15 protein-coding genes are annotated in these 14,821 nt (G+C 65.2%); 5 read left to right on the top strand and 10 right to left on the bottom strand.

Annotated features, from left to right (window positions below):
• Positions 1–14 precede the first annotated feature (14 nt).
• Positions 15–1,175, top strand: a complete 1,161-nt coding sequence (locus tag AC1VNY_RS21150; protein WP_482406649.1) for an ABC transporter substrate-binding protein — start codon at positions 15–17, stop codon at positions 1,173–1,175.
• Positions 1,176–1,179: 4 nt separating this feature from the next.
• On the top strand, positions 1,180–1,923 hold the full coding sequence (locus AC1VNY_RS21145; protein WP_482406648.1) for an NAD(P)H-dependent oxidoreductase: 744 nt from the start codon (positions 1,180–1,182) through the stop codon (positions 1,921–1,923).
• Here the strand turns inward: AC1VNY_RS21145 and AC1VNY_RS21140 are convergent.
• From AC1VNY_RS21140 to AC1VNY_RS21095, 10 genes are all read right to left on the bottom strand, one after another.
• Positions 1,920–2,396: a GNAT family N-acetyltransferase gene (locus tag AC1VNY_RS21140; protein WP_482406647.1), complete on the bottom strand. Its 477-nt coding sequence runs from the start codon at positions 2,394–2,396 to the stop codon at positions 1,920–1,922. The genes AC1VNY_RS21145 and AC1VNY_RS21140 overlap by 4 nt on opposite strands.
• Positions 2,397–2,537: 141 nt before the next feature.
• Entirely contained in the window at positions 2,538–3,731 is a 1,194-nt protein-coding gene (locus tag AC1VNY_RS21135) for an acyl-CoA dehydrogenase family protein (protein WP_482406646.1), read from the bottom strand.
• Positions 3,728–4,663, bottom strand: coding sequence for an alpha/beta hydrolase (locus tag AC1VNY_RS21130; protein ID WP_482406645.1), 936 nt, complete (start codon positions 4,661–4,663; stop codon positions 3,728–3,730). Before AC1VNY_RS21130 ends, AC1VNY_RS21135 begins: the two co-directional genes overlap by 4 nt.
• Before the next feature lies 1 nt (position 4,664).
• Complete coding sequence (locus tag AC1VNY_RS21125; protein WP_482406644.1) at positions 4,665–5,414, bottom strand: SDR family NAD(P)-dependent oxidoreductase; 750 nt, start codon at positions 5,412–5,414, stop codon at positions 4,665–4,667.
• 1 nt (position 5,415) lies between these two features.
• The gene (locus AC1VNY_RS21120) at positions 5,416–6,210 is read right to left on the bottom strand and encodes an enoyl-CoA hydratase/isomerase family protein (RefSeq protein WP_482406643.1); all 795 of its coding nucleotides are present in this window, start codon (positions 6,208–6,210) and stop codon (positions 5,416–5,418) included.
• A gap of 13 nt (positions 6,211–6,223) precedes the next feature.
• A complete protein-coding gene (locus AC1VNY_RS21115; RefSeq protein WP_038387409.1) occupies positions 6,224–6,721 on the bottom strand; it encodes an aromatic-ring-hydroxylating dioxygenase subunit beta in 498 nt (165 codons plus the stop codon).
• Positions 6,721–7,980, bottom strand: coding sequence for an aromatic ring-hydroxylating oxygenase subunit alpha (locus AC1VNY_RS21110; RefSeq protein WP_482406642.1), 1,260 nt, complete (start codon positions 7,978–7,980; stop codon positions 6,721–6,723). The genes AC1VNY_RS21115 and AC1VNY_RS21110 overlap by 1 nt, the downstream gene beginning before the upstream one ends.
• Positions 7,981–8,168: 188 nt before the next feature.
• Positions 8,169–8,678, bottom strand: coding sequence for a hypothetical protein (locus AC1VNY_RS21105; protein ID WP_482406641.1), 510 nt, complete (start codon positions 8,676–8,678; stop codon positions 8,169–8,171).
• Positions 8,675–9,778 (bottom strand): phosphotransferase family protein, encoded by a 1,104-nt coding sequence (locus AC1VNY_RS21100; protein ID WP_482406640.1) that lies wholly within the window; start codon positions 9,776–9,778, stop codon positions 8,675–8,677. Before AC1VNY_RS21100 ends, AC1VNY_RS21105 begins: the two co-directional genes overlap by 4 nt.
• The gene (locus AC1VNY_RS21095; protein ID WP_482406639.1) at positions 9,748–11,301 is read right to left on the bottom strand and encodes an acyl-CoA synthetase; all 1,554 of its coding nucleotides are present in this window, start codon (positions 11,299–11,301) and stop codon (positions 9,748–9,750) included. Before AC1VNY_RS21095 ends, AC1VNY_RS21100 begins: the two co-directional genes overlap by 31 nt.
• 203 nt (positions 11,302–11,504) lie before the next feature.
• Between AC1VNY_RS21095 and AC1VNY_RS21090 the strand changes: the two genes are divergently transcribed.
• The 3 genes from AC1VNY_RS21090 to AC1VNY_RS21080 are packed head-to-tail and all read left to right on the top strand — an operon-like array spanning position 11,505 to position 14,820.
• Positions 11,505–12,728, top strand: coding sequence for an ABC transporter substrate-binding protein (locus AC1VNY_RS21090; protein ID WP_482406638.1), 1,224 nt, complete (start codon positions 11,505–11,507; stop codon positions 12,726–12,728).
• Positions 12,729–12,778: 50 nt separating this feature from the next.
• The gene (locus tag AC1VNY_RS21085; protein ID WP_482406637.1) at positions 12,779–13,894 is read left to right on the top strand and encodes an Rv3169 family protein; all 1,116 of its coding nucleotides are present in this window, start codon (positions 12,779–12,781) and stop codon (positions 13,892–13,894) included.
• The gene (locus AC1VNY_RS21080; protein ID WP_482406636.1) at positions 13,894–14,820 is read left to right on the top strand and encodes an acyl-CoA thioesterase; all 927 of its coding nucleotides are present in this window, start codon (positions 13,894–13,896) and stop codon (positions 14,818–14,820) included. Before AC1VNY_RS21085 ends, AC1VNY_RS21080 begins: the two co-directional genes overlap by 1 nt.
• The last annotated feature ends 1 nt before the right edge of the window (position 14,821 follow it).

The following is a 14,821-nucleotide window of genomic DNA, read 5'->3' as shown; positions in this document are numbered from 1 at the left end:
TTGAGGAGGAGACAATGATCAAGAACCTGGCAGCGGCCTCGCTGCTGCTTTCCGCGGCCTGCCTTGCGGTCGGGCCCGCTGCTGCCGCCGATCCCGGGATCACCGACAGCGAGATCCTGATCGGCGATGTCGAGCCGCTGACCGGCCCGCCGGCGCTGCTCGGCGTCGCCGCCTCGATCGGCCACAAGATCGCGATCGCCGAAGCCAACGCTGCCGGCGGCATCAACGGCCGCAAGATCAAATATGTGCTGGAGGACGACGGCTACGTCACCGCGCGCACCATCCAGAGCGTCAAGAAGGTGATCGACGTCGACAAGGTCTTTGCGATGCTCGGCATCTCCGGCTCGGGCCAGTCGATCGCGGTGATGCCGGTGCTCGAGAAGTCCGGTATCCCGACCGTGATCGACGTCGCGCCGGTGAAATTCCTGTGGGAGCCGCCGCGCAAGAACGTGTTCGTGGTCGGGCAATCCTACGAGGAAGGCATCATCCACCTCGTCAATTTCCTCGCCGACAAGAACCCCGGCAAGAAATGGGGCCTGATCACCCAGGACGACGATTACGGCATCACCGTGCGCGACGGCTTCGATTCCGTGGTCAAGGCCAAGAAGCTGAACGTCGTCTACAGCGGCAACTACAAGAAGGGCCAGCAGGACTTCTCGTCGGACATGCTGCAGCTGAAGGATTCCGCCGCCGAGGTGTTTTTGGCCGGCGGCATCATCGCCGAGAACATCGCGATGACAAAGGAGCTCGAGAAATTGAACATCAAGCCGGTGACCGGCATCTTCTGGCCCGGCCGCATCGAGCCGGTGCTGAAGCTGATGGGCCCGGCCGGCGACGGCATCTACGCGGTCGACTATGTCGAGCCGTTCGCCGGCGAGGCGGGCAAGGCGTTCCTCGAGAAGGCCAAGCCGCTGGTGTCGGAGGCCGAGTTCAAGGGCATCAACCGCTACACCATGACCGGCTATGCCGCGGCAAAAGTCCTGATCGCGGCGATCGAGCGCTGCGGCAAGCAACCGACCTGGGCCTGCACGATCGCGGAGCTGGAGAAGACCAAGAATGTCGAGACCGGCGTGATGGCGCCGATCAGCTTCGGTCCCGGCGTGCGCTTCTCCAACCAGAAGCTGCAGATCATGCAGGCCGACGCCGCGACGCTCAGCTTCAAGCCGGTGAAATAGAGAGATGAAGGTCCTGATCGTCTTTGCCCATCAAGAGGCGCAGTCGTTCAACGCTGCACTGCTGGCGCGGTCGGTGGCGGAACTGACCGCGCTCGGGCACACGGTCAGGATCTCCGATCTCTACGCCATGCGCTTCAACCCGGTGGCGACTGCCGGAGACTTTGGCGCGCGGCGGTTTCCCGACCGGCTGCAATATGACCGCGAGCAGAAATACAATCTGCAGCACGGGGCGCTCAGCGGCGATATCGCCGCCGAGATCGAGAAGCTGTTGTGGTGCGACCTCTTGATCCTGCAGTTTCCGCTGTGGTGGTTCTCCGTCCCCGCCATCATGAAGGGCTGGATCGACCGCGTGTTCGTCAACGGCGCAATTTACGGCAGCGGCCGCCGCTACGACACCGGCGGCCTCAGCGGCCGCCGCGCCATGGTCGTGACCTCGACCGCCGCCTATCCCGGCATGTGCGCACCCGACGGGCTGGTCGGCGCACTCGATGTGGTGCTGTGGCCGATCCAGAACGGCATGCTCGCCTATGCCGGCTGCAAGGTGCTGCCGCCGTTTGTGTCGTATTCGGTGAATTTCGTCGACGAGGCCACACGGCACCGCTATCTCGACGGCTATGCCGAGCGGCTGCGGCAGCTCGAAACCACCGAGCCGCTGTTCTTCCATCCGCTCGCGGATTTTGGCGAGGACTGGCGGCTGAAGCCGGGGATCATGTCGCAAACGGTCGGCCAGGTCCGGCCTTCAGGCTAAGAGGCAGGTATCGTGAACGCGAACATGGACAATAGAATCTCGGGCGAAAATACGAAGGGCGTCATGCCGATCTTGATGGCGCCGAGACGGTCGTAGAATTCCACTGCGCGTGGGCTCGAATAAATCAGGATGACACTTGCTGCCATCTTTCTCGACAGTTGTACTGCGGTCTCGAAAAGCCGCGTACCAAAGCCGCTCCGCGCGCATGTCGGATCGACAAAAATGCCTTCGAGCAGAATGAGGCCGCCCATGCCTGTAGGTCTCAAGGCCGTGTAGCCTCGCTGACTGCCCTGCTCGTCCTCGGCCACAAAGACCAGTCCGGCCGCGATCAGCGCAGGATTGACCTTCAGTCCCGGCATGAACCGAGCGACGGCCGCGTCGTCATAACCACTGCGCATCGTCGCGCGCACCGCGATCTGGGTCAGTTCCTCGGCCTCGTCGACGCGCGCTGGCCGTATCCGGCTGCATGTCATTGCCGTCTCCAGTCCCTGCCGCAATCACATAGCCGGAGATCACAAGAATTCAAGCCCGGTTGCGCACGCGCGCACTCGCCAGGATACCGATCGCAAGAGCGGACAAGGCTGCGTCGACAGCTTCCGCTCCAGGCGCGGCGTTCACATCCGCTTCGCCACTTCTTCCAGCATCACCTCGGTGGCACCGCCGCCGATCGTCAGCACCCGAGCGTCGCGCACCATGCGCTCGATCGGCGTGCCGCGCATGAAGCCTGAGCCGCCGTGCAGTTGCAGGCAGCCATGCACGACCTCATGCAGCACCTCCGGCGAAAGCGCCTTCACCATCGAGACCTCACGCAGGCAATCCTGCCCGGCCGCCGCGAGCTCGGCGGCCTGATAGGCCAGCGCCCGCGCCGCCGCCGCCTTCGCCGCAAGCTGGGCGAGCTTCAGCCGCACGCCCTGCTGATTCCAGAGCGGGCCGCCGAACGCCTGCCGCGTCTTCACGTAGTTCGCCGTCAGCTCGATCGCCTTGGCGGACTCGCCCGCGCAGATACCGCCGATGCAGATGCGCTCGTTCTGGAAGGTCTCCATGATGCCATAGAAGCCCTTGTTCTCCTCGCCGAGCAGGTTCTCCGCCGGCACGCGCACGTCCTGGAACGCGAGTTCGGCGGTGTCCGAGCAGAGCCAGCCGTGCTTGTCGAGTTTGGTTGCCGAAATGCCCGGCGTGTTGCGCTCGACGATGAACAGCGAGATGCCGCGGCTGCCCTTGGCCTGCGGATCGGTCCGCGCGGCGACGATCAGGAGGTCGCCATAGACCGCGTTGGTGATGAACATCTTTGCGCCGTTGATCACCCAAAAATCGCCGTCGCGCCGCGCGCGCGTCTTGAGGCCAGCGACGTCGGAGCCCGCATCGGGTTCGGTCACCGCGATCGAGCAGACCGTCTCGCCGCGGATGATCGCCGGCAAATATTTCTGCTTCTGTTCCGGCGTGCCGCGCAAGGAGATGTGCACCGCCGACATGTCGGTATGCACGAGGATCGACGAGGTGAAGCCGCCGAAGCTGGAGCGCCCCAGCTCCTCGGCGAACACCATCGAGGCCAGCGGCCCCATGTCGGTGCCGCCATATTCGGCCGCATGGCGCATGCCGAGGAAGCCGAGCGCGCCCATGCGGCGATAGATCTCGCGCGGGATCTTGCCGTCGCGCTCCCACGCCTCGGCATGCGGCACCACTTCCTTCTCGACAAAGCGGCGCACCTGCTCGCGCAGCATGCGCAGCTCCTCGGGCAGATTGGGTTGCTCCGAAAAGTGGAACTCGGTCTCAGTGAGCTGGCGCGGATCCGACGTCATGACGTTCATTGTGGCGCTCTCTCATGGCCGATGTGAAGATGGTTGCGCAAAAAAGCTGCCAGCGATGCGATCGCCTCTCGCGCCTGCGGAATCTCCGGGAACATCTGGAAGACGTGGATCATGCCGTCCCAAACCTGTAGCGCGACGTCGACTCCGGCAGCCTTCGCCCGTGCGGCCAGTTCCGTCGCATCGTCGCGCACGGTCTCACGGTCGCCGACCTGCACCAGCAGCGGCGGCAGACCGGTGAGATCGGCAAAAAGCGGCGAGGCGAAGGGATCGCTGACATCGCCGTCCTTGCCGAGATAGTTCTTCGCCAGCGCCAGGATCATTGCGCGCTGGTGGATCGGATCGGCCTCGGCCCGGCTCTGATAGCTCGCGCCGCTCGCGGTGAGATCGGTCCAGGGTGACATCAGCGCGCCGGCGGCGGGCAGCGGCAAACCGCGGTCGCGCGCCGCCAGCATCGTGCACAGCACGAGATTGCCGCCGGCCGAATCCCCGGCGAAGGCGATATCCGCCGGATCCAGCCCCTGATGGCGCAGATACTGATAGGCAATCAGCGCATCCTCCAGCGCCGCCGGAAAGCGATGCTCCGGCGCCAGCCGGTAATTGATCGAGAGCACGCGGCAGCCGGATGCATCGGCAATCCGTGCGGCCAGGTCGCGATGCGACGCGACCGAGCCGATGCGGAAACCGCCGCCGTGAAAATAGAGGCTCGCCTTGTCGCGAGGCGCGTCTGTCGGCACGAGCCATTCGCCGTCGACCTCGCCGGTCGAGACCGGCTGGCACGTCACCGGCACCGAGCAGCCGGCAAAGGCGGCGTCCCAGTCGTCGCGCATCTGCGCCACCGATGTATCGCGGGTCCAGCCGCGATAGATCGCGCGCAAGCGCTCGATCGCGCGATCGACCGGCGTGATTGCGATATCGTCGTCCGCGCTGCCCATTTCAGCCGCCGATGCCCATGCCGCCGGAAACGCCGAGCGTCTCTCCGGTGATATAGGCGGCCTGATCGGAAGCCAGGAACAGCACGGCGGCCGCGACCTCCTCCGGCTCGCCGAGGCGGCCGAGCAGCGTTGCGCCGGTCATTGCCTGCAGGATCCTGTCGCCGCCCTTGGCCACGGCCTGCTCCAGCATCGGCGTGCGGATCGGTCCCGGCGCGATCGCGTTCGCGGTGATGCCATAGCGTGCATTTTCCCGCGCGATGCTCCGGGTGAACGAGATCACGCCGCCCTTGGCCGCCGAGTAGACGGCACCGCCCTTTGAGCCGAGCCGAGCCGCTTCCGAGGTGACGTTGATGATGCGACCAAAGCGCGCCGCCTGCATCGCCGGCAGCGCGGCGTGGGTGCAGGCCAACACCGAGGTGAGATTGACCGCGATCAGCCGCGCCCAATCCTCCGCCGTGGTATCGGTGAAGAAAACGTGCTGATCGACGCCGGCATTGTTGACGACAATGTCGAATGGGCCATCCTGCGCCATCACGGCTTGCACGGCCGTGGCATCGCTGACGTCGAGACCTGCGACCGCTGCACCCGTCTCGCGCGCCAGCTCCGAGGCCGCGGCGACGTCGAGATCGGCGATCACGACCCTGGCGCCTGCGCCGGCAAAACTGCGAACAATCGCGGCGCCGATGCCACGCGCGCCGCCGGAGACGAAGGCGCGGCGGCCATCGAGACGTCCGAATGGCAAGGTCGCCACCTCATCGCCCCGTGAATACGGGCTGGCGCCGCTCGATCACCGCGGCGAGCCCTTCGCGTGCATCGGCCATCCCCGAGAGTTCGGCGACGGTGCGCGCCTCTTCCGACAGGCACTGCTCGATGCTGGTCCCGGTGCCGGCCCAGACCAGCCGCTTGGTCGCCGCCAGCGCCTTCGGCGCGCCGGCCGCAAGCTCGCGCGCCAGCGCGAGCGATGCCTCGGCAAGCTCGGCATCGGGCACGACCTTGCTGACGATGCCCATCTGCAACGCTTCGGCCGCCGGGATTACCGGATTGGTCAGCAGGATCGACATCGCCCGCCGCAAGCCAACCAGCCGCGACAGCGTGACGGAGACGCCGGCATCCGGCGCCATCGCCACCCGCGTCGCGCCGGCGAGGAATTTTGCCGATTCCGCCGCGATCACGATGTCGGAGGCGCAGACCAGGCCGAAGCCGCCGCCGCCCGCCGCAAAGCCCTGCACCGATGATATGACCGGCGCCTCCAGCCGCAGCAGCCCGGTCACCGCATTCTGCAGATACGCGGTGGCCTGCCGGATATAGTCCGGCAGCTTCTCGCCCTTGGAGGCAAAGGCGCGGACGTCGCCGCCGGCGCAGAAGTTCGTGCCCTCGCCGCTCAGCAGCACGACGCGCAGATCCGGATGACCATGACAGACCATGATGGCGTCGCACAGGGCGCGGAGCAGCTCGGCGCTCATGCCGTTGGCCGAATCAGGGCGGTTGAGCCGCAGCCGCGCGATGCCGTCGGTGATGTCGAGCAGGACGGGGCCCTTGTCGATCATGGCGAGACCTTTCCTAGACCAGGAATGACAGCGTGTAGATCGCCTTGTCGTTGTTGACGAGGATGACCTTCTTGGCGGCCATCCGCAATTCGCCATCGACATGGCGCAGCCGGTATTCATTGCGTGCCGCCCACAGCGTGTCGTCACGCAGGCTCGACTCGAAAATGAGACTGTTGCTGGCGACCGCGATGTCGCCGTCGTCAGGCTGCTCGTCCATCAATTCGATGTTGGAGATCAGCCGGCGCAGGTTCGACTGCGGCGTCTGGGTAAAGTGCTTGCCGGTCATCAGCTGCCGGACCCGCAGCGCGATCCGCGAGCGGTTGTCGTAGATGATCGACATCTGCCGTTCCGGATCGATGTCGGCGCCGTTGGCCGGCACCCAATAGACGCCGTCGTCGGTCCAGAGCTTTTCCCAGGCCTCGTATTGATGCTCGTCCTGCAACCGCGCCTCGCGATAGAGGAAGGCGGTGATGGCGCTCATCAACGTGGCGCTGCTCTCGCGCGACAGCATCAGTCAGGCTCCATCAGCTTGCGATAATGGGTCCAGATCCCGCGCGACGGCACCTCGTCGGTGACGTGCCCGACCGTGAAGCCGAGCTCGTCCTGCCGCTGGCGCTTCTCGCCGCGGCCGAGGAAGATCCATTCCGGATTGCGCGCCAGCACGCCGCGATGGCAGCGCTCGTACATTTCGGAATCGTCCGCGAGCAGGAAGCCGGCCGGGCCGACCGAGCCCATGGTCTGCTGGCGCAGCCTTCGGTTCAGATCGGGCGCGCCCTTGAACTGCAACGCGGTGACGTGCTGCACGCTGTCGTCGACGCCGAGCGGCTGGATCACGAACATCTGAATCTCGGCGATGAACAGGTTCGGGAAGATCATCACATGCGGCGTGCCGTCGATCATGATCTCACGCGCCGCGGTGTCGCCATGGGCGGCCTTCATGCGCGCGGTGTAGTCCGGCAGCCGTTCTTCGCTGGTGCCGAACCAGCTCATCGGTGCATCGCGCTTGCGGAACTCGGGCCGCAGGTCGATCTCGGTATGGCCGTTGCCATAGTCGCGCGTCAGCGCGGTCGAGGCGCCGCCGTAGAGCTTGCCGATCATGCTGTCGGCGACGCCGAAGATCGAGGTGTGCACGAAGGCCGGGTGATAGCCGTCGCACTCGTTCTCCAGGATGAACTTCCAGTTCGCCTTGACGCGATGCTTGAGAAAACCCGCCGTGATCTCGACCTCGCCCTCCGGCGAGGTACGCACCAGGCGATCGATGGTCTCGGCCGCGCCTCCGAGATGCTCCTTCAGCGTCGGGCCGTCGGCTGCGAACGAGCCGAACACGAAGCCGCGATAGGAGGCGACGCGCGTCACCCGACCGAGCGCGAGCTGCGACTTGTCCTGCCCTTCATATCCGTCCGGGAAGGCATAGCCGACCAGGCGGCCGTCATTGGCGAAGGTCCAGGAATGGAACGGACAGGTGAATGAGCGCGCATTGCCGCGCTCGTAGGAGCAGACCTGGTTGCCGCGATGCGAGCAGCGATTGAGCAGCAGATTGACCTTGCCCTGCTCGTCGCGCGTCATGATCACGGATTGCGGGCCGATCGACTTGACGACGTAGTCGTTGGCGTTCGGCACCTCGCTCTCGTGCCCGACATAGACCCAGGTCCGGTACCAGATGTTCTTGAGCTCGGCCTCGAAGATCTCGGGATCGGTATAGAGCGATCCGTGCACCCGGTCGGGCCGGATCAACCGTTCCCATGGCGAGGCGTCGGTCATCATGTTCATCGTTCCGTCTCCCTCGCCGACCGCCTGCAGCGGTTGCCTTCACCGATCGTCAATAATAATCCGAACGACCGTTCGGTGAATTAATAGCACGGGCACCGCGGGCCGGCAAGCTTCTTTCCCGGCGCTACCAATGAATCCCGGAACACTGCGCAAAGATGCAATTCCGGGTAGCCGGCGATGCGACGGGCTCAGTCCTGCGCCGCGCCACCGTCGCGTTCGCCGCCTGCGATCTGCTGCAGCATCGACTTCGGCGTTGTCGCGAGCTCGATCTTCAGCTGGTCGCAGGTCGCCCGCCGCAGCAGGCGTTCGATCTCGGTCGCGGCATTGCGATTGGCCACACGCGCGCCCTCGCCGGTCGCCCAGAGCAGAAGCTGCCCGAGCCGACGGTCGCCATCGTCGCGCAGCGCCTCGATCGCGGCAGCGTCGGACGGGTCGCTCGGGATGCGCGGCGTCGCTGGAATCTCCGGATGCGTCATGCCGTCAGCCAATCGTTTGACCGTGGCAAAAGTATCGTCCTGCAGCCGCACCTGCTCGAGCAGCGGCCCGGCCTTCCAGTCGGCGGCGAGCTTCATACTGTTCAGCGCGTAGATCGCGGAGAACACCTGGCCGCGGACGAAATCATCGCTGCTGTTCGGCACGACATGGCTCTGCAGCGCATCGATGATGCCGTCGATCAACCGCTCGAAGGATGCACTCATGCCGCGGCCTCCAATGCGCGCTCGAAGGCCCGCACGATCGAGGGCATCTGGCTTGCCATCACCGCAAGCCGCATGTCGTTGAAACGATCGACCTCGAAGGCGCGCACCGCGCACATCTGGATCGCGGCCGCCTGATACAGCGCATAGGCCTCATAAAAGGCGAGACTCTTGTCCGAGACGGCAATGCCGGAGGCACGCTGATAGAGATCGATCACCTCCGCGCGCTCGAGCACGCCATAGAGCTTGCGGCTCCTGGCGTTGAAGGTCGGCATCATCGCCCAGGCCAGATCCTCGTGGGGATCGCCGAGGTGCGTGAGCTCCCAATCAAGGATGGCGGTGATCCGCCCCTGGTGCTCGATGAAGTTTCCGATCCGGTAGTCGCCATGCACAATGGTACGGCGCGGCGGCTGCGGACAATTGTCGCGCAGCCAGCGCCCGCCCCAATCAAGCAGCGGATAATAGCGCGCAGTGGGACGCGCGAGAGAGGCGCGCCAGCCGGCGATCGCACGCAGCTCGGCGCGTTCCCCGCCCTGCTGCAGCGAAGCGAATGGTGTCGCGCCTGGGTCGATCCGGTGCAGCGACGCGAGGATCTCGACGAATTGCCGGGCGATCTCGCGCTTGTGGTCGACATCAAGCCCGCTCGCCGCCCAGGGCGTAGGAACATCGCCCTCGACATGCGCGCAGATGAAGAAAGGAAAGCCGATCTCGGCGCCATCCTGCTCTGATGACACCAACGTCGGCACCGGTACGCCGCTGCCGGCCAGCGACTGCAGCGCATAAACCTGGGGCAGCACCGAGTAAGGCGCAAAGAGCCCGCTCGGTGGACCGACGCGCAGGATCAGTTTGCGGTCACCTTCAGCCGCAGTGCGCGCCACGAACGCATAGGTAATCCAGGAGAAACCCGATGATTTGCGGCCGAAGCCGACAATCTCCGTCCGGCTCCCGGATATCCGCGACAAATGCCGCGCGAGTGCTGGCCGCACCGCGTCGTCATTGACCACGACCGGGCGAACAGGCGCCGGCACATCACGCGGCACATCTTGATCGGATCGTTTCGCAGCCTCCGGCATCAATTGACCGACCTCGTATAGCCTTGCCACTTTTCCTCGCGCAGCGCCGACTTCATGATCTTGCCGGAGCCGGTCAGCGGCAATGGCTCGAGGCGGATATCGACAGAACGCGGGCACTTGTAACCGGCGATCAAGGTGCGGCAGTGCGCGATCACCATTTCGGAATCGAGACTCCTACCGTCCTTCGGCACGACGATCGCATGTACCGCCTCGCCCCATTGCGGATCGGGCACCGCGATAACGGCGCATTCCTTGACGTGCTCGTGCTGGAAGATGGCGTTCTCCACCTCGCCGGAATAGACGTTCTCGCCGCCAGAGACGATCATGTCCTTCAGTCGGTCGACGATATAGACAAACCCGTCCTCGTCCATCCAGGCGCCGTCGCCGGTGTACAGCCAGCCGTTGCGCAGCACGCGCGCGCTTTCCTCGGGCTTGCGCCAGTATCCGAGCATCACGCCGGCGCCGCGGATCGCGATCTCGCCGACGGTGCCGCGCGGAACTTCGTTGCCCGCGGGATCGATGATGCGGATTTCGACGCCGGGCGCCGCCCGTCCCGCCGATTTGCGCTTGCCCGCCAGCGGCCCTTCCAGCGCGTGGTACTCCCAAGGCAGGATCGTCGCCAGCGCCGCGCTCTCGGTCATGCCGTAGCCCTGATGGAAACGCCAGCTCGGCAGCACGCGCATCAGCTTGACCAGCAGCGCATCCGGCATCGGCGACGCGCCATATTCGCAATCCCTCACGCTGCTCAGATCATACGTGCCGAAGGACGGATGATTAAGCATCATGTTGAGCATGGTCGGCACGAACAGGCAGTAATCCACCTTGTGCTCGGCGATGGTCTTCATCGCGAGCTCGGGCTCGAATTTCGCGATGGTCACGTGCGTGCCACCGACCAGGGTCAGCGCGATCATCGGCGAGGTGCCCGCCAGGTGGAACATGCCGGCCGAGTGCAGATACCGCGTGTCTTCGCGGAAACGGAGCGCATAGATCCAGACCAGCGATTCATAGATGATGTTGGCGTGCGACAGCATCACGCCCTTGGGAAATCCGGTGGTGCCGCCGGTGTAGAAGATGCCGGCGAGATCGTTGTAGGCGCCGGACGCATCCGCGATCGGCGCGTTCGCAACAAGCTCATCATAACCCTGCATGCCGTCGGGGACCGGTCCCTCGTCCAGATAGACCATCGCGGTGAGTGATTTTGCACCACGCAGCGCCGACGCGATTTCGGCGAAGGTCTTGTCGACCAGCAACAGCTTTGGCGTGGAATCGTCGATCGCATAGGCGTTCTCGGCAACTGCCCAGCGCGTGTTAAGCGGCACCGCGACCGCGCCCGCCCAGGCGATGGCATAGAGCGCCTCGATATAGAGGTCACTGTTGTGCGCGAGGATAGCGACACGGTCGCCGGCCTCGACGCCGAGCCGCCGCAACCCGCCCGCGGCGCAGGCAACGCGCCGGCCGATCTCCTTCCAACTCCGCGACCGTCCGGCATGGATGGTGCCGGGTGCGTCCTTGCGCAATTGCACCGCCGCGATCAGCGCCTGCGTCAGCTTCATGTTTCCTCCTCAACCGCCATGCGACCGCGCACGCGCGCGGATGTTTCCGTCACGCGTGAAGCCGATACGCCGCCCGGAGATTCCAGTTGATAATCCGGACAGACGGTCTATTATTACACAGCCGATGCGAAGGGTAAAGCCTTTGAAGGCTTCCATCGCCGGATCAACCAGCCCCGCAAAAGAGGGCGTCATGGGAGGGGAAGATGCGGAAGCCAATCGTCACGCTTGCGGTGTGGGCGTTCGCGCTCACCGGCGCGCTCGGAACTGCGAACGCCCAGAAGGCCTATGGCCCCGGGGTCAGTGACAGCGAGATCCTGCTCGGCGCCAACGCGCCCTACAGCGGACCGGCATCGATCTATGCGAGCTTCCCGAAAACCATGCTCGCCTATTTCACGATGCTGAACGAGAAAGGCGGCATCAATGGCCGCCGCATCAACTTCCTGACCCGCGACGACGCCTATAGCCCGCCCAAGACCGTCGAGGTGACGCGCGCGCTGGTCGAGAACGACAAGGTGCTCGCGATCATGGCGCCGTTCGGCACGCCGACCAACGCCGCGATCCAGAAATATCTCAACAGCAATGGCGTTCCGCATCTCTTGGTGCAGAGCGGCGGCACCCGCTGGAACGATCCCAAGCAGTTCCCCTGGACGACGCCCTACTCGCCGACCTACGTCAACGAGTCCCGGATCATCGCGCGCTACGTGCTGCGCGAGAAGCCGGATGCCAGGATCGGCGTGCTGCTGCAGGCCGACGACATCGGCAAGGATTTCGTGCTCGGCCTGAAGGAGGGGCTCGGCGCCAGGACCGACACCATGATCGTCAAGGAGGCGATGTATCAGTCGACCGAGCCCACGATCGATTCCCAGATCGTGAACCTGAAGGCATCAGGCGCCGATACCATCCTGATCGCCGCGCAAAACAAATTCGCCTCGATGGCGATCCGCAAGATCCACGAGCTCGGCTGGAAGCCGCTGATCTTCCTCGGCTCGACCGCGAATTCGATCGCCGGCGTGCTGGTGCCGGCGGGCATCGAGGCCTCGACCGGCATCCTGACCACGACCTCCTACAAGACACCGAACGATCCGGCCTGGGCTAATGACAAGGGCATGACCGACTATCTCGCCTTCGCCGCGAAATATATGCCGGGGATGGACCCGAACGACGTGATCGCGGTGACCGGCTACACCACGGCCCAGCTCGGCGCCATCATCCTGCAGCGCTGCGGCGACAATCTAACGCGCGAGAACGTGCTGAAGCAGGCCACCAACCTCAGCGGCATCGAGCTGCCGATGCTGCTTCCGGGCATCACGATCCAGACCACGCCGCAGGACTACGCAGCGATCACCGAGCGCCGTTTCGCCCGCTTCGACGGCAAGACTTGGGTGCTGTTCGGCGACATCGTGGGCGCCGGCCCGGCCAAGGACTGATCCCGCGCTACCCATCCGACCGAACCGGCTCAAACACAAGGACAAGAACAATGCTGACAGCCCAGGACGATCTCATCGGCCACCAGACGCCGCAACCGTTTGCCAGGGCAGGCGGCGGCGATGTCAGGTTCACCGAGCGCTACTGGTACACCGCGCATCCGATCGACGGCAGCGAACTGCTGATCGACATCGGGCTCGGCTATTACCCGAACCGCAAAGTGATGGACGGCTTTGCCGGCATCACCATCGGCCGCCGCCAGCACAATTTCCGCGCCTCGCGCCGGCTCGGGACCCGTCCGCTGGACACGGAAGTCGGCGGGCTCAGGATCGAGATCGTCGAGGGTAACAGCCTGCATAGGATCTCGCTCGCCGACAATCCGTCCGGCATCAGCTTCGCGCTCGAATTCAAGGCGAGCTTTCCGGCGGCGCAGGAGAAGCAGAATTTCCGCGAGCGCAACGGTGTCGTCGAGGAAGACCTCGCGCGCGTCTCGCAATTCGGCCGCTGGCGCGGCTGGATCGTCGCCGACGGCAAGCGTTACGAGATCGAGCCCGAGCTGTGGTGGGGGCAGCGCGACCGCTCCTGGGGCCTGCGCTCCGAGATGCGCACCGACGAGACCAGGCCGCCGGTCGCGACCCATCGCAATTTCTTCTGGACCTGGTCGATGTTCCAGTTCCCGGAGTCGGCGCTGTCGATCTTCATCAAGGAGCGCACGCCGGGCAAGCCGCATTACCTCTCGGGCACCGAGTTCCGCCGCGAGGCCGACGGATCGGTGTCGCATCGCGAAGTTACCTCGGTCGAGCATGCGATCGAATGGGCCAATGATCCGCTCGGCCAGACCATCGCTGTGGCCGACTTCACCTTCACTTTCGATCGCGGCGAGCCGCGCCAGGTCAGGATGCACGGGCTACCGACCCGGTTCTATCTCAAGGCCGGCATGTATGGCGGCCTGCAAGGCTGGACCCATGGCGATGACCGCGGCGAGAACCATGCCGCGCACGACATCTGGAACCTCGACGACGCCACGACACGCACCATCGCACGCACGCTGTCGGACCATGTCGTCCGGCTCGAAAGCGGCAACGAGACCGGATTTGGCATCAGCGAATACGGCGTTGCCGCCGGCTATCCGCTCTATCCGGGCCCGCAGAAATTCCCGGCGATGTGATGGACGGGCAAGGCGTGCGCGCCGCGGAGGGCAACGAGGCCCGGTGCGATCAATGGGACAACCGGGCGGCCGAGGCGCTGGTCTCGCTCGAGACCGTCGCACCGCTCCGCTACCGCAGCCGGTTCGGCGACGGCAATCTCAACGGCCGTTCCTATGGCGGCCAGATCCTTGGCCAGGCGATGATGGCCGCGACCCTCAGCGCGCCCGAAGATCGTCCCGCCGCGATGCTGCAGCTCCTGTTCCTGCGCGGTGCCGATCCCGGCCGCCGCATCACGTTCGACGCGCAGGTCCTGCAGGACGGCAAGCGATTCTCCTCCCGCCATATCGTCGGCGCGCAAGGCGACGGGCGTAGCGTGCTCAGCGCGCAGGCCACATTCTGCGCGCCGCAGCCGGGCCCGCGGCACGCGGTGCCGTTCGCACGATCGGAGGATCCCGAAAGCCTGCCCGATCTGAGCATGATCCCCGATGCACTGATGGCGCAGTTGCGGCCGCTCGGTCCTTATTCCCAGCACATCAAGCCCAGCATGGATTTCCGCATCCCCGAGATCGAACGTCAGCTTTCGGCCGCGACGGCAGAGCCGCGCCTGCGCTTCTGGATCAGATCCAGGCAACCGCTCGCCGCCGGTTCCCGTGCCCAGGCCGCGGTGTTCGCCTATCTCTCGGACTGGTGGCTCAACTTCTCCAGCGTCGGCGGCCATCTCGACGCCTTGCAGGCGCGTGCGCCGCTCTATCTGTCGAGCCTCAACCATTGCATCTGGTTTCATCGCGCATTTTCGCCGGACGCCTGGATGCATGTCGAAACCGAGAGCCCGTGCGCGGATGGCGGCCGCGGGCTGTCGATCGCGCGCGTCCACGACCGTGACGGCGCGATGCTCGCCACCGCGATCCAAGAGACGCTGATGGTCCATCCAGAAGGCGACGCGTAGA

The sequence above is a fragment of the Bradyrhizobium ferriligni genome (genome assembly GCF_056837965.1).
Note: the sequence above shows the minus strand (reverse complement) of the source record. Positions and strands in the feature narration are given on the sequence as shown.

What these genes read in the sequence shown, in the direction of transcription:
- AC1VNY_RS21110 (WP_482406642.1), bottom strand. Translation starts at nt 7,980, where the DNA reads ATGAACATGATGACCGACGCCTCGCCATGGGAACGGTTGATCCGGCCC.
- AC1VNY_RS21140 (WP_482406647.1), bottom strand. Translation starts at nt 2,396, where the DNA reads ATGACATGCAGCCGGATACGGCCAGCGCGCGTCGACGAGGCCGAGGAA.
- AC1VNY_RS21115 (WP_038387409.1), bottom strand. Translation starts at nt 6,721, where the DNA reads ATGCTGTCGCGCGAGAGCAGCGCCACGTTGATGAGCGCCATCACCGCC.
- AC1VNY_RS21130 (WP_482406645.1), bottom strand. Translation starts at nt 4,663, where the DNA reads ATGGGCAGCGCGGACGACGATATCGCAATCACGCCGGTCGATCGCGCG.
- AC1VNY_RS21120 (WP_482406643.1), bottom strand. Translation starts at nt 6,210, where the DNA reads ATGATCGACAAGGGCCCCGTCCTGCTCGACATCACCGACGGCATCGCG.
- AC1VNY_RS21095 (WP_482406639.1), bottom strand. Translation starts at nt 11,301, where the DNA reads ATGAAGCTGACGCAGGCGCTGATCGCGGCGGTGCAATTGCGCAAGGAC.
- AC1VNY_RS21080 (WP_482406636.1), top strand. Translation starts at nt 13,894, where the DNA reads ATGGACGGGCAAGGCGTGCGCGCCGCGGAGGGCAACGAGGCCCGGTGC.
- AC1VNY_RS21085 (WP_482406637.1), top strand. Translation starts at nt 12,779, where the DNA reads ATGCTGACAGCCCAGGACGATCTCATCGGCCACCAGACGCCGCAACCG.
- AC1VNY_RS21090 (WP_482406638.1), top strand. Translation starts at nt 11,505, where the DNA reads ATGCGGAAGCCAATCGTCACGCTTGCGGTGTGGGCGTTCGCGCTCACC.
- AC1VNY_RS21150 (WP_482406649.1), top strand. Translation starts at nt 15, where the DNA reads ATGATCAAGAACCTGGCAGCGGCCTCGCTGCTGCTTTCCGCGGCCTGC.
- AC1VNY_RS21105 (WP_482406641.1), bottom strand. Translation starts at nt 8,678, where the DNA reads ATGAGTGCATCCTTCGAGCGGTTGATCGACGGCATCATCGATGCGCTG.
- AC1VNY_RS21135 (WP_482406646.1), bottom strand. Translation starts at nt 3,731, where the DNA reads ATGAACGTCATGACGTCGGATCCGCGCCAGCTCACTGAGACCGAGTTC.
- AC1VNY_RS21145 (WP_482406648.1), top strand. Translation starts at nt 1,180, where the DNA reads ATGAAGGTCCTGATCGTCTTTGCCCATCAAGAGGCGCAGTCGTTCAAC.